This window comes from Ideonella sp. sgz306126 (assembly GCF_056032705.1).
This window is the reverse complement of the sequence record NZ_JBVYWP010000005.1, coordinates 119617-133780: the sequence shown is the minus strand read 5'-3', so window position 1 is coordinate 133780 and position 14164 is coordinate 119617. Positions and strand designations below refer to the sequence as shown.

General features: G+C 66.1%; 13 protein-coding genes. 4 read left to right on the top strand and 9 right to left on the bottom strand.

Annotated elements, in window-relative coordinates:
• Positions 1–72: 72 nt before the first annotated feature.
• From AC0N04_RS15735 to AC0N04_RS15720, 4 genes are all read right to left on the bottom strand, one after another.
• Positions 73–495 (bottom strand): ExbD/TolR family protein, encoded by a 423-nt coding sequence (locus AC0N04_RS15735; protein ID WP_474283199.1) that lies wholly within the window; start codon positions 493–495, stop codon positions 73–75.
• A gap of 11 nt (positions 496–506) precedes the next feature.
• Complete coding sequence (locus AC0N04_RS15730) at positions 507–938, bottom strand: ExbD/TolR family protein (protein ID WP_474283198.1); 432 nt, start codon at positions 936–938, stop codon at positions 507–509.
• A 116-nt stretch (positions 939–1054) separates the two neighbouring features.
• Positions 1055–1906, bottom strand: a complete 852-nt coding sequence (locus tag AC0N04_RS15725; RefSeq protein ID WP_474283197.1) for a MotA/TolQ/ExbB proton channel family protein — start codon at positions 1904–1906, stop codon at positions 1055–1057.
• 108 nt (positions 1907–2014) lie between these two features.
• Positions 2015–2692 (bottom strand): energy transducer TonB, encoded by a 678-nt coding sequence (locus AC0N04_RS15720; protein ID WP_474283196.1) that lies wholly within the window; start codon positions 2690–2692, stop codon positions 2015–2017.
• A gap of 285 nt (positions 2693–2977) precedes the next feature.
• Here AC0N04_RS15720 and AC0N04_RS15715 point away from each other — a divergent pair, with 285 nt between their 5' ends.
• Positions 2978–5161: a prolyl oligopeptidase family serine peptidase gene (locus AC0N04_RS15715; protein WP_474283195.1), complete on the top strand. Its 2184-nt coding sequence runs from the start codon at positions 2978–2980 to the stop codon at positions 5159–5161.
• A 262-nt stretch (positions 5162–5423) separates the two neighbouring features.
• Positions 5424–8129, top strand: coding sequence for a PAS domain-containing protein (locus tag AC0N04_RS15710; RefSeq protein ID WP_474283194.1), 2706 nt, complete (start codon positions 5424–5426; stop codon positions 8127–8129).
• Positions 8130–8247: 118 nt separating this feature from the next.
• Here AC0N04_RS15710 and AC0N04_RS15705 read toward each other — a convergent pair whose 3' ends face one another.
• Complete coding sequence (locus tag AC0N04_RS15705) at positions 8248–8724, bottom strand: HU family DNA-binding protein (protein ID WP_474283193.1); 477 nt, start codon at positions 8722–8724, stop codon at positions 8248–8250.
• A gap of 227 nt (positions 8725–8951) precedes the next feature.
• Positions 8952–9230, bottom strand: a complete 279-nt coding sequence (locus AC0N04_RS15700; RefSeq protein ID WP_474283192.1) for a cold-shock protein — start codon at positions 9228–9230, stop codon at positions 8952–8954.
• A gap of 215 nt (positions 9231–9445) precedes the next feature.
• Between AC0N04_RS15700 and clpS the strand changes: the two genes are divergently transcribed.
• Both clpS and clpA read left to right on the top strand, forming a co-directional pair.
• Positions 9446–9802, top strand: a complete 357-nt coding sequence (gene clpS, locus AC0N04_RS15695) for an ATP-dependent Clp protease adapter ClpS (RefSeq protein ID WP_474283191.1) — start codon at positions 9446–9448, stop codon at positions 9800–9802.
• Complete coding sequence (gene clpA / locus AC0N04_RS15690) at positions 9799–12111, top strand: ATP-dependent Clp protease ATP-binding subunit ClpA (RefSeq protein ID WP_474283190.1); 2313 nt, start codon at positions 9799–9801, stop codon at positions 12109–12111. Before clpS ends, clpA begins: the two co-directional genes overlap by 4 nt.
• 70 nt (positions 12112–12181) lie before the next feature.
• Here the strand turns inward: clpA and AC0N04_RS15685 are convergent, their stop codons facing one another.
• Genes AC0N04_RS15685 through AC0N04_RS15675 form a run of 3 tightly spaced genes read right to left on the bottom strand, consistent with a single transcriptional unit; the run spans position 12182 to position 14027 of the window.
• Positions 12182–12970 carry a UDP-2,3-diacylglucosamine diphosphatase gene (locus tag AC0N04_RS15685; RefSeq protein ID WP_474283189.1) on the bottom strand — a complete coding sequence of 263 codons (789 nt, stop codon included), beginning with the start codon at positions 12968–12970 and terminating at the stop codon, positions 12182–12184.
• Positions 12963–13466, bottom strand: coding sequence for a peptidylprolyl isomerase (locus AC0N04_RS15680; RefSeq protein WP_474283188.1), 504 nt, complete (start codon positions 13464–13466; stop codon positions 12963–12965). Before AC0N04_RS15680 ends, AC0N04_RS15685 begins: the two co-directional genes overlap by 8 nt.
• A gap of 6 nt (positions 13467–13472) precedes the next feature.
• Positions 13473–14027: a peptidylprolyl isomerase gene (locus tag AC0N04_RS15675; RefSeq protein WP_474283311.1), complete on the bottom strand. Its 555-nt coding sequence runs from the start codon at positions 14025–14027 to the stop codon at positions 13473–13475.
• Positions 14028–14164 lie beyond the last annotated feature (137 nt).

Genomic DNA, 14164 nt, shown 5'->3' with positions numbered 1-14164 from the left:
GGTGGACGCCTGAACGCAAAAGGGGACCGGTCCGATGATGGCCGATCCCCTCGCGTCCGGGCAGGGGACACGTCAGTTCATGAATTGCTCGTTGCCGACGATGCCGATCTTGGTCACGCCCAGGCGCTGTGCCTCGGCCATCACCATCGCGACGTACTTGTAGGTCACGAGCTTGTTCGGGCGCAGGTGCACTTCAGGCTGGTCGGGCAGTCGGGCGATCTGGTTCAACCGCTGTTCCAGGTCGGGCCGGCCGTTGACGATTTCGCCGTTCCACCCGATCGTGCCGTCGAAGTCGATGTCGATGCGGACGATCTCCGGTGGCTTGGGCGGGTTGGCGCTGGAGTTCACCGGCATGTTCATCTTGACCGCATGGGTCTGCACCGGAATCGTGATGATGAACATGATCAGCAGCACCAACATCACGTCGATCAACGGCGTGGTGTTCATGTCGACCATCATGTCGTCATCGCCGGCGGAGCCTACGTTCATTGCCATCTTGTTGCTCCTTACTGGCCGTTGGGCGGCGGCTCGGTGATGAAGGCCACCTTGGCGATGCCGGCGCGCTGGCAGGCCACGATCACGCGGCCGACCGATTCGTAGCGCACGCTCTCATCGCCCCGGATGTGCACCTCGGGCTGCGGCACCTTGACGGATTCCTTCTTCAGCAGATCGAGCAGCATCTGGTTGTCCGCCATCTTCTTGGTGTTCCAGTACACGTCGCCGTCCTTGCTGACGGCCAGCAGGATGTTCTCCGGCTTGGTGACCGTCACCACGTTGCGCTCCTTGGGCAATTGCAGCTGGATCGACTGGGTGATCGCCGGAATGGTGATCAGGAAGATGATCAGCAACACCAGCATCACGTCCACCAACGGGGTGGTGTTGATGCTGGAGTTCATCTGCTCTTCGCCGTCGTCGGCTGAACCTACGTTCATCGCCATCTTGTGTTCCTTGCGGTCATCGGGGGGAAGCCTGGATTTCCGCCTGGCGGCGCCGGGGAAATCCGACCCCCTCGGGGGGCGACCTGCCGCCGGGCGGCAGGTCCTGGGGCCGACGTTCAGCGCTTGCCGGCCAGCAGCACGTTGTGGAGGTCGCCGGAGAAGGCGCGAACCTTCTCCATCACGGTCTTGTTGCGGCGGATCAGCCAGTTGTAGCCCATCACGGCCGGCACGGCGACGCCCAGACCGAACGCGGTCATGATCAGCGCCTCGCCCACCGGACCGGCCACCTTGTCGATCGACGCCTGGCCGGCGATGCCGATGGCCGTCAGGGCGTGGTAGATGCCCCAGACGGTACCGAACAGGCCGACGAACGGCGCGGTGGAGCCGACCGTCGCGAGGAAGGCCATGCCGTCCTGCAGGCGCGACATGATGTTGTCGACGGCGCGCTGGACGCTCATGCCGATCCAGGTGTGCAGGTCGATGTTCTCGACCAGCGTGCCTTCATGGTGTTCGCTGGCCTTCAGACCTTGCTCAGCCATGTAGCGGAAGGCGGAGCCGTCTTCCAGCGTCTCGGCACCCTTGCGGATCGAGCCGGCATTCCAGAAGCCTTCGGTCACCTGATCGGCGCTCTTCAGAATCTTGCGCTGCTCGAACAGCTTGGTGAAGATGATGTACCAGCTGCCCATCGACATGATCAGCATGATGATCAGCGTGCCGCGGGCGACGAAGTCGCCTTGGCTCCACAGGGCGCCCAGGCCGTAAGGGTTGTTCACCACTTCCTTCTTGGTTTCGGGCGCGGGGATCTCGTCCGGCACGGGGGCCGGCGCCGGAGCCGAACTGGCCTCGGCGGCAGAGGCCGCTTCGGGCGCGGAGGCCTGGGCCAGGGCGGGCTGGGTGGCACCCAGGGAGCCGATCAGGGCAATGGTGGCGGCCAGGAAAGGGGCGCGCACGAGTTTGAGCAGGGACATGGTTCCTCCGGGTACAGGGGGTCTACGGCAACGCATCAGTGGGGTGATCTGACGGTGCCAGGTCAAAAAGGGTGGTGAACGCTGACGGGCCGGCAGCCGGGCTGCCGGTCAGTTCAGATTCCAGACGTAGTCGACATCGAACGATCCGCCGACGGGCTTGCCCTGGGCGTCGATGGCGGCCTTGAACTTGCACTCGCTAAGCTTGGTCACCGCCACGCGGTCCAGCATTTTGTGCTCTCGGGTCGGGCCGGCCGAATGAACCACCTCGGTCTTGACGAGCGCGCCGTTGGCGTCGATCGTGAAGCGAATCTTGGTGGTGCCGGTGGCTTCGGCGCGGATGGCCGCAGGCGGGTAGTCGTCCGCGGTCGGGGCGCAGGCATGCACGTCGGCAATCGCCGGCTTGGGCTGCACGGCCGGTGCCGGCGGGGCCTTCACCGCCGGCGGCGCCTGGCTGATCTTGACTTCGGTCGGCGGGGGCGCCACCGACGTCGTGGTGATCGTCGGGGCCACGGTCGGCTGGGGCGTCACCTGCACCTCCGGCGGCGGCACGAAGGCCGGCGGCGGCGGCAGGTTCTTCGGCGGCGGCGGCAGGTTCTCAGGCGGCGGCGGCGGTGGCGGCTTGACCTCCTCGATGATCTTGGTTTCGATGGGGGCCTTGACCACATCGACGATCTTGCGTGCCAGGCCATTCACCAGTGCATAACCCAGGATCACGTGCATGATCACGACCACGATCAGGCCGATCGGGTGCTTGCCCGGGTTGCGCTGCGATTCGGCGAAATCCACTCGGTTCCTCCCAGGCCCCGTGCGGGGCGCTGCATTCAGATGCCAACGGCCACAGGGCCGTGAAAGGCGAGACTATAGCGGGCGGTTGGCCTCTGTCATTACTGGCTTCACCCTAATGAATCTCGGTTGTAACCGCTTGACAGCCGAAGACTATGTGGCTCATCGCCATAAATCCCGATGCCGCTGCGTCGGCTGAGGGGTGGAAGACATCCCGGGTTCATGGTGGTTCGGTTCGGGGCGTTGCCACGTCATACTGCGCCATTGATCGACTTCGGCCTCCTTCCGATGAAACACCTAGCAACGCGCGTGCCCGTGTGGGCCGGCCTGGTCTTGGCGAGTGTGGCCGGCTTGTGCCGAGCCGATTCGCCGCCGGTGGCGCCGGTCAGGCCGGTCGTCGACAGCTATTTTGGCGTGTCGGTCACCGATCCTTACCGCTACATGGAGGACCTGTCCTCGCCCGAGGTCCAGGCCTGGGCGAAGGCGCAGAGCGACCACACCCGGGCGGTGCTGGACGCGATTCCAGGGCGGGCCCGGCTGCTGGCCCGGATCGCCGAGCTGGAAGGGGGCGATCAGCCGCGCATCGGCAGCGTCAAACGGCTGCCTGGAGATCTGTATTTCTACGAGGAGCGCACGGCGGGGGCCAACCAGTTCAACATCTATTTGCGCCACGGGTTGAATGGGGTCGAGCGGCTGTTGGTCGACCCCGAAGCGCTGGGCAAGTCCGCCGGCGTCCCCTACGCGGTCAACTTCTACCAGCCCTCGCCCAGCGGCCGCTACCTGGCCTATGGGTTGTCCGCGGGGGGATCCGAAGAAGCGTCGCTCCACGTGCTGGACACCGCGACCTTGAAGGAGGTGATGGCGCCGATCGACCGGGCGCACTACAGCGACGCGAGCTGGCTGCCCGACGACAGCGGTTTCTTCTATCTGCGCCAGCGCGCGCTGCCCAAGGGGACCCCGGAGACCGAGAAGTACCGCTTCCAGACGGCCTTCTTCCATCGCATGGGAGAGTCCGGGCCGGACCTGGCCATCCTGACCGCCGGTGCCGGCAAGGACATCGCCATCACGCCCGACGAGTTCCCGCAGGTCGCCCCTGTGGCGGGCACGCCCTTCACCATCGCCGTGCCGGGCAACGGTGTGCAGAACGAGTTCTCGCTCTACATCACCCGGACCGCCGACGTGCTGAAGCCGGACCGGGCCTGGCGCAAGTTGTTCAGCAGCCAGGACAACGTGACCTCGTTTGCGATCCATGGCGATGACCTGTACCTGCTGTCCCACCAGGGCGCGCCGCGCTACCAGGTGCTTCGCACCAGCGTGAGTCATCCGGATCTCGCCCATGCCCAGGTCGTGGTGGCGCCCGGGCGCGAGGTGGTGGTGGGCATCTCGGCGGCGCAAGATGGCTTGTACGTCCAGACCCGCGACGGCACCGTGGGCAAGCTCTATCGGGTCGCCTACGCGCCGCGGGCCGAGCCGGTAGCCTTGCCCCTGCCGCGCGAGGGCTCGCTGGAGATCGCGTCGGCCGACCCCCGGCTGCCCGGCGTGACCTTGCTGATCGGTTCGTGGACGCGCGACTTCGGTTATTACCAGCTCGACGCGCGCAGCGGCCGTTTCACCGACACCGGCCTGCAGCCGCTGGGCCCCTACGGCGCGCCGCAGAACATTGAATCGAAGGAGGTGCTGGTGCCGAGCTACGACGGCGTCCAGGTGCCGCTGTCCATCGTCTACCCCAAGGGCATCAAGCGGGATGGCAGCAACCCCGTGCACCTGTATGGCTACGGCGCCTATGGCATCACCGATGATCCGGTCTACATCCCGCGCTTCCTGGCCTGGTATGAGCTCGGCGGCATCCGTGCCACCTGCCATGTCCGCGGCGGCGGTGCCTACGGCGAAGACTGGCACCTGGCGGGCAAGATGGCGACCAAGCCCAACACCTGGAAGGACTTGATCGCCTGCGGCGACTACCTGATCAAGCAGGGCTACACCACGTCGGCCCGGCTGGGCATCCACGGCGGCAGTGCCGGCGGCATCCTGATCGGGCGCGCGATGACCGAACGGCCGGACTTGTTCGCGGTGGCCGTGCCCGAGGTCGGCGTGCTCAACGCCCTGCGCGCCGAGACCTCGGCCAACGGCGTGCCCAACATTCCCGAGTTCGGCACGGTCAAGGTCGAATCGCAATTCCACGGTCTGCTGGAGATGGACGCGTTGCAGCACGTGGTGGACGGCGTCAAGTACCCGGCCACCTTGTTGATCCACGGCATCAACGATCCACGGGTGCCGCCCTGGGAATCGATGAAGATGGCGGCCCGGCTCCAGGCTGCGTCGGCGTCCGGCAAGCCGGTACTGCTTCGGCTGGACTATGAAGGGGGCCACGGCATCGGCAGCACCAAGACGCAACGCCAGCAGCAGTACGCCGACATGTGGAGTTTCATGCTCTGGCAGTTCGGCGATCCGCGCTTCCAGCCGGCAAAATAAGCCGCTGCACGACCGACCGCGCCGCCTCCGCAGGCCCATGCCCGCTCAAGTCGGACCGGTGCCTGGCCGATATCGTTGATGTGCCCGGTTTCCGGTCCGGGCCGCCGCGATGCCGGTGGCCCGGCGCCGAGCGTTCAACGACGATGCCCTCCTTGCCCCGTATGCCTTGCCTGAAGTCTTGCCCCTGCCCGTGCCGCGGTCGGGACGGCCGGTCGCGCACCGGCGCGGCGTCGCGGCCGGTGGCCGGGGGGGATGCTCGGTGGTGAACGTTCCGGACGTGTTGGCACAGTCCGGCGTCGTGATGCTGGGCATCCTCGGCGGCTTCTATGCGCTGGTTTGGAGTACCTTGAAGTCGCGCTGGGCTCTGTGGCTGTCGGCCGGCTTTCTGCTGTTGACGGCCTTGTACGCGCTGGTGACCACCGGCCACCATGGCATTGCACCTGGCGGGGTGCCGATTTTCCGCAACTTCCTCCTTGCCATCGTCGCCTTGGTGGCGATCAGCTTCGGCTTCATCGACTATGTGGGCGTGGAGATCCGCCTTGCGCGCCGTTTGCGCATCGGTGCCGTCGTGACGGCGGCGCTGGTGATGGCCGGCGTGGCAGCCCACGCGCTGACCCGCGGCCAGGCGGTGGTCGCAGTGGCATCGTTCAATCTCGCGTGGGCCTGGCTGTTTGCCCGGGCGATGCGGCGCGAGCGCGGTCACGGCAACGGCCTGGTCAGCCTGTTGCTGTTGATCTATCCGGCCCAGTTGCCGGCCATCAAGCTGGGCTGGATCCACCCCGATCTCTTCGTCGTCGCCACCATTTTTCCCTATGCCCTCGTCGGGATGACGGTTCTTTACGCCGGCCTGTTGCGGGCGCATGCTCGCCTGGCCCAGGAGTTGGCGGCTCGCGAGCGCGCCGAAGGGGCGCTGCGGGCCAGTGAAGAGCGCTACACGCTGGCGCTCGAGGCCTCGGGCGACGGGCTCTGGGACGCCAACGTCGTGACCGGCCAGTCGGTCTACTCCCGGCGCTGGAAATCCATGCTGGGCTACGAAGAGCACGAAATCGGGACGGGGCAGGAGGAATGGATCGATCGCATCCATCCGGACGACCTGGCCGAGGTCATGGCCCGCCAACAGGCGTGCACCGAGGGACTGAGGGATACCTTTGTTGGCGAGTTCCGGATGCGGGCCAAGGATGGCCACTGGGTCTGGATCCTTGATCGAGGCAAGACCGTTGAGCGCACTGCCGATGGCACGCCGATCCGCATGATCGGCACCCACACCGACATCAGCGAGCGCAAATGGCTGCAGATCCGGGAGTCCGTCTCGGCCGGCATCACGCGCCAGATCGCCACCGGGGCGAGTCTGCCGGCGATCCTGGAATCCATCGTGCGGGGCGTCGAGACGCTGGGCGACTGGCGCTGCAGCATCCTGTTGCTCGACGCCGAGGGTCGGCATCTGCTGACCGGCGCGGCGCCCAGCCTGCCGGTGTTCTACAACCAGGCCATTCACGGCCTGCCGATCGGTCCGGATGCCGGTGCCTGCGGCACGGCCGCCTTCCGCGGCGAGCGCATCATCAGCCGGGATCTGCGCTGCGATGCCCGCTGGGCACCCTACCTCGAGCTGGTCGAGCGGGCCGGATTTCGGGCTTGCTGGTCCGAGCCGATTCTGAGCGCGTCGGGCGCAGTCCTGGGCACCTTCGGCTCCTACCGCGACCAGCCCGGCGAACCTCGGCCGGTCGACATCGCCTGCGTCGCCGAGTTCGCCCGCATGGCCTCGATCGCGATCGAGCGCAAGCAGGGCGAAGCCAGGACGCTGGCGCTGGAGTCGCAGTTGCGCGAGGCGCACAAGCTCGAAGCCATCGGCACGCTGGCCGGCGGCATCGCGCACGACTTCAACAACATCGTGGCGGCGATCCTGGGCAACGTGGCATTTGCGCGCCAGGACGTGCCCGCGGACCACCCCGTCCAGGCCCACCTGGCGCAGATCGACCTGGCGAGCCTGCGCGCCAGGAGCCTGGTGCAGCAGATCCTGTCGTTCAGCCGTCAGCAGCCGGGCGAGTTCGCGGGGCTGTCGTTGCGCCCGATGATCGAGGAAACCTTGGCCATGCTGCGTCCCACGCTTGGCGCCGAGGTGGTGTTGAGAGCGGTCCTGATCGACCCGTTGCCGACGGTGTGTTGCGATGCAAGCCAGGTCCAGCGCCTGCTGATGAACCTGGTGACCAACGCGTGGCAGGCGCTGCCGCAGGGGTGGGGCTTGATCGAGGTGGGCTTGGAGGCCGTGATGGCCGGCGACGAGCCGACCCCGCCGCCGGCCGCCGGCCTGCCGCCGGGGCGCTACGCGCGGCTATGGGTCCGTGACGATGGCGAGGGCATGGATACTGAAACCCGTGCGCGCATCTTCGAGCCGTTCTTCACGACCAAGGCGGTCGGGCAGGGCAGCGGGCTCGGGCTGGCGGTGGTGCATGGCATCGTGAAATCGCATGGCGGCGCCATCGCCGTGAGTTCGGCGCCCGGCGAAGGCAGCCGTTTCGATGTCTATCTGCCGGTGGCCGAGCCCGGCGTCCCGGTCGCATCGGACGACCCCGCCTCGGCGATGAGCCCGGGCCGGGGACGCGGCCAGCACGTGCTCTATGTAGACGATGACGAGGTCATGGTCGCGATGGTCCAGGGTCTGCTGCAGCGGCTGGGCTACCGCGCGACCACCGCACTGGATCCGCAGGAGGCGATCACGCTCGTGGAGCGCGATCCGGCCGGCGTCGATCTGGTCGTCACCGACTTCAACATGCCGCGGCTGTCCGGCCTGGATGTGGCACGTGCGCTGGACCGTCTGCGCCCCGACCTGCCGGTGCTGATCAGCTCGGGCTACATCAACGACAGTTTGCGGGAGCGCGCCCACGCGCTCGGGGTGCATGCCGTGATGCACAAGGAGCGCACGTTGGAGGATCTGGGGGACCTGATCGACGACGCGTTGAAGGTCGCTTGACGCCACGCAGCGGCAGCGCGGCGCGGCGATCTCGCCGAGGCCCGAATGCAGACCGGCCGCCGCAACCTGCGCTGCGGCGGCCGGTCGGGCGCCAGGGTCTGGCGCCGTGTCAGGGGGCTTAGGCTGCGGCGTCCTTGAGCTTCTTCAACGCGCGGGTCTTGATCTTGACGCTGGCCGGCTTGGCGGCGAAGACGCGTTCCTGCTTGGTGAAGGGGTCGATGCCCGTGCGCTTCTTTTTGGCGGGCACGTTGACGACGTTGACCTTGAGCAGGCCGGGCAGGGTGAACGAGCCCAGGCCCTTCTTGCTCACCGAAGCCAGGATCGTCGCTTCCAGCGACGCGACCACGGCCTTGACGGCCTTCAGTTCGACCGCAGCCACTTCGGCCAGGTGCGCCATCAGGTTGGTCTTGTTGAAGGCGGTCTTGATCGGCTTGAGCGCCGCGGCCGGCTTGGCCACAGCGGTCACCTTGCCGGCTTTCTTGGCCGGTGCGGCGGCCTTCTTGGCGAGGGCCGCGGCCTTCACAGGCTTGGCCGCCTTGGTTGCCGGTGCCGCCTTCTTGGCGGGGGTCTGGGTCGTCTTCTTTGCAGTTGCCATGGGTTCGTGGGTCCGAAGTGAATGGAGTTATGCACCGCAGGCGCGGCGTGCGGCATTCTAGGCTGCCACCTTCCATCCGACACGGTCGGCGGCGCGGCCTCGATACACAAAGAACCCCGCCAGGCAGACACCTGGGCGGTGGTCGGATATCCACGATGGCGCGGCCTACGCCACCAAATGACGCAGCCCGCGCTCGGCGGGCTGCGTTCGGGTGCTGGGGGACGCCGTCAAGCCGAGCCGGCGGGGCCTTCCTGCGGGGTCGCCGGACGTTCTGCAGCGGCGCCTGGCTCAGAAATCGCATCGGCCGTGCGGATGTTTTGCGCCTGATCGCCCTTGGGACCCTGGATCAACTCGTAGACGACCCGGCTGCCTTGCTTCAGGGTTCGGAAGCCTTCCATCTGGATGGCGCTGAAATGGGCGAACACATCACCGCCACCGCCCTCGGGTTCGATGAATCCGAACCCCTTGGCGTCATTGAACCACTTGACCGTACCAAACAATTCCATGCCATTCCTCCTTGCGCCTTTTGCAGGCTTCTCGATCCATTCTGGTTTCCCGTCCAGGGCTGTGTCAAATGAATCCACCCTGTCTGTGGCAAGGCCGCCGTGCGCAAGCGCAAAAGTACGCTTCTCGCCAGGCTTTTTCGCAGATTACCCCCTGCGGGCTGCGGCCACCATCCCATGAGCAGGTGCCACGATGACCAAATGGCTATACTGAATTGATGTCCTCCAACCACCCTAAGACACCACCGAAGTTGCCTTCGGTGAGCAAGCCGGAAGACGGTCAGGGTGCCGTCGTGGCCGAGCGGAAAGCCGCTCGGACCAAGCCGCCTCGCATGTACCAGGTGCTCATGCTCAACGACGACTTCACGCCGATGGAGTTCGTGGTCATGGTTCTGCAGGAATATTTCAAGCTTGATCTTGACGCCGCAACCCTCATCATGTTGAAGATCCATCATGAAGGCCGGGCGGTTTGTGGCGTGTTCACCAAGGACGTCGCCGCAACCAAGGTCGAATTGGTTCTCGCCGCGGCTCGCCGTTCAGGGCACCCGCTTCAGTGCATTATGGAGGCCGCATGATTGCCCAGGAACTGGAAGTCAGCCTGCACATGGCGTTCGTCGAAGCGCGCCAGCAGCGTCACGAGTTCATCACGGTCGAGCACCTGCTGCTGGCCTTGCTGGACAACCCTTCAGCGGCCGAGGTGCTCCGCGCCTGTGCCGCGAACATCGAGGATCTTCGCAAGGGCCTTGTCGGCTTCATCCGCGAAAACACCCCGACGGTGGGCGGCGCCGAAGAGGTCGACACGCAGCCCACGCTGGGTTTCCAGCGGGTGATCCAGCGCGCCATCATGCACGTGCAATCCACTGGCGGTGGCAAGAAGGAGGTGACCGGCGCCAACGTGCTGGTGGCCATCTTCGGCGAGAAGGATTCGCACGCGGTGTATTACCTGCACCAGCAAGGCGTGACGCGCCTCGACGTGGTCAATTTCATCGCCCACGGCATCAAGAAGTCCGATCCGCCCGAGCCTGCCAAGGGCAGCAGCGAGGGCGGCGGGGCCGGCGAGGGCGACAAGGAGGAAGGCGGCGACGGCAAAGGCTCGCCGCTCGACCAGTTCACTTCCAACCTCAACCAGTTGGCCCGGGAAGGCAAGATCGATCCGCTGATCGGCCGCGAGCACGAGGTGGAGCGGGTCATCCAGGTACTGTGCCGCCGGCGCAAGAACAACCCCTTGCTGGTCGGCGAGGCCGGCGTGGGCAAGACGGCGATCGCCGAAGGCCTGGCCTGGCGGATCACCGAAGGCACCGTGCCCGAGGTGCTGGCCGATGCCACCGTGTTCGCGCTGGACATGGGCGCGTTGCTGGCAGGCACCAAGTACCGCGGCGACTTCGAGCAGCGGCTGAAGGGTGTGCTCAAGCAGTTGAAGGACAGCCCGAAGTCGATTCTGTTCATCGACGAGATCCACACCTTGATCGGCGCGGGCGCGGCGTCGGGCGGGACGCTGGACGCCAGCAACCTGCTGAAGCCGGCCTTGTCCAGCGGCGCGATGAAGTGCATCGGCGCCACCACGTTCACCGAGTACCGCGGCATCTTCGAGAAGGATGCTGCGCTGTCGCGGCGTTTCCAGAAGATCGACGTGGTCGAGCCATCGGTGGAACAGACCGTCGAGATCCTGAAGGGGCTCAAGTCCCGCTTCGAAGAGCACCACAACGTCAAGTACGCGCTGGGCGCGCTGCAGGCGGCTGCCGAACTGTCGGCCAAGTTCATCAACGACCGCCACCTGCCCGACAAGGCGATCGACGTGATCGACGAGGCCGGTGCGGCGCAGCGCATCCTGCCCAAGAGTCGGCAGAAGAAGACGATCACACGCAACGAGGTCGAGGACATCGTCGCCAAGATCGCCCGGATCCCGCCGGCCAGTGTTTCCAGCGACGACCGCGGCAAGCTCAAGACGCTGGAGCGCGACCTCAAGAGCGTGGTGTTCGGACAGGATCCGGCCGTCGACGCGCTGGCGGCGGCGATCAAGATGGCGCGTTCGGGCTTGGGCAAGTCCGACAAGCCGATCGGCGCCTTCCTGTTCAGCGGCCCCACGGGCGTCGGCAAGACCGAGGTGGCCAAGCAGTTGGCCTACATCCTGGGCATCGAACTGATCCGTTTCGACATGTCCGAATACATGGAACGCCATGCGGTCAGCCGCCTGATCGGTGCGCCACCGGGGTATGTCGGCTTCGACCAAGGCGGCTTGCTGACCGAGGCGATCACCAAGAAGCCGCATGCGGTGCTGCTGCTCGACGAGATCGAGAAGGCCCACCCGGACGTGTTCAACGTGCTTCTGCAGGTGATGGACCACGGCACATTGACCGACAACAATGGCCGCAAGGCCGACTTCCGCAACGTCATCATCGTCATGACCACCAATGCGGGTGCCGAGACGATGAACCGGGCGACCATCGGTTTCACGACCCAGCGCGAGCGTGGCGATGAAATGGCCGACATCAAGCGCTTGTTCACGCCCGAGTTCCGCAACCGTCTCGACGCCATCGTCAACTTCCGGGCCCTGGATCAGGAGATCATCCTGCGGGTGGTCGACAAGTTCCTGCTGCAACTGGAGCAGCAACTCGCTGAGAAGAAGGTCGAGGTGACCTTCACCGACGCGCTGCGGCAGCATCTGGGCAAGAAGGGCTTCGACCCCTTGATGGGCGCACGGCCGATGCAGCGCCTGATTCAAGACACGATCCGCCGTGCCCTGGCGGACGAGTTGCTGTTCGGCCGCCTGGTCGATGGCGGGCGTTTGACGGTGGACATCGATGCCGAGGGCAACACCCAGCTCGACATCCAGGCCTCGGGCAAGAGCGGGGACAAGCCCCGTACCGAGGCGGCCGCCATCTGAACGGCGGGCGCCGACCGACCATAGGGGCGCTTCGGCGCCCCTTGTCACGTTCGCCCGCAGCCGGACGGGGTCAGTGCGCAGGGGACGTCAGGTTCAGCCGCTCGAAGCCGTCGGCAGTCCAGCGCAGCGCCTCGGCCCGGAACGCGGGGCCGTGGTCCAGATCCCAGTCGCTGAGTACATGGCGCGTCCAGCCTTCGGAGCGCCGTTCGCTGCCTGGCCGATGGGTGTGGCCGTGGATCAGGGTTGCGGAGCCGGCCTCGGCCAGCCAGCGGCCGGCGAGCGCGGGCGAGACGTCCGCATAGGTCACCTGATCGTGCCGGCCGTGGTGTTCGCGGCTGACGGCCCGCATCTGGGCCGCGATGGCCAGGCGTTCAGGCAGCGAGCGCGCCAGAAAGGCCTGCTGCCATGCCGGTGCACGCACCTGGGCTCGAAAGGCCTGGTAGGCCAGGTCATCCAGGCACAGCGCGTCGCCATGGCTCAGCACGACGGCCTGGTCCAACGCGTACACGGTCTGAGGATCCGGCAAGGGGCGGCACCCGGTCTGCTCGAAGAAGCGGACGCCCAGCAGGAAGTCCCGGTTGCCGTGCATCAGGTAGACCGGAAGCCGGCCGGCGGTGGCGGCCAGCGCGGCCGCGCAATCGGCTTCGAACGGCTGGGTCAGTACATCGTCGCCGACCCAGGCCTCGAACAAGTCGCCCAAGATGAACAAGGCGTCGGCCCGGCAGTCCTGCAGATAGGCTTTGAACGCAGCGACTGTGCGCGGCAGCTCCGGGCTCAGGTGCAGGTCGGAGATGAACTCGACCGAGCGGGTCGCCGCCGGCAGGTGCAGGCCGGGCCCGACTGGCAGGGGGTCAGGCAATCTCCTGCGCCTTGATGATCGTCACCGCTTCGACGGGCACGTCGTCGTGAAAACCCTGGCGGCCGGTGCGCACCTTGTCGATCGCATCCACCACGTCCGCGCCTGCCACCACCTTGCCGAACACCGCGTAGCCCCAGCCGCTGGGCGTCTCGCCGGTGAAATTCAGGAAGTCGTTATCCTTGGTGTTGATGAAGAACTGCGCGCTGGCCGAATGCGGCGCATTGGTGCGCGCCATCGCGATGCTGTACTTCTGGTTCTTCAGGCCGTTGCCGGCCTCGTTCTGGATCGGCGCATCGGTGGGCTTCTGGCTCATGTCGGCCAGCATGCCACCGCCCTGGATCATGAAGCTCTTGATCACGCGGTGGAACACCGTGCCGTCATAGTGGCCCTTGTTGACATAGGCCAGGAAATTGGCCACGGTCTTCGGCGCCTTGGCATCGTCAAGCTCAAGGCGGATCACGCCGGCGGAAGTGTTCAGTTCTACGGTCTTGGTCATGGTGTGTCAGTCCTCCATCGAGGCCTTCTTGATGAAAACGGGGGTGAGCGGCACGTCGTCGAACGGCCCCTTGCTGCCGGTGGCCACGTTGCGGATCTTGTCGACCACCTCCATGCCGGAGACGACCTTGCCGAACACCGCGTAGCCTTGGCCGTCGCCCGCCTGGGCCTGGTCGAGGAACGGGTTGTCCTTCACGTTGATGAAGAACTGGGCCGTGGCCGAATTCGGATCCGAGGTGCGGGCCATGGCCACCGTGCCACGCAGGTTGGCCAAGCCGTTGCGACTTTCCAGCGGGATCGGCGCGCGGGTCGGCTTCTCGTGCAGGTCGGCCGTCATGCCGCCGCCCTGGATCATGAAATTTTTGATCACGCGATGGAAGACGGTGCCGTTGTAGAAGCCGGCTTTGACGTACTGCACGAAGTTGGCCACCGACTGCGGTGCCTTGGCGGCGTCGAGTTGCAGCACGATGTCGCCGTCACTGGTGGCCAGCCGCACCTTTTGCGCCAGCGCAGGGGTCACCGCTGCCGCCGTCAATGCGAGCGCCACCAGCAGGCGACGCAGGGGGCGGGAGACGGAAAATTGAATGGGCACAGGCAGAGTCTCCTTCGCTATACTGGCTCGATTCTACCGACCCGGTCGCTGAGCGACTCGCCACCGGGCCGGCTGATTTTCCTGTGATCCATCCTGGCCCGCGCACC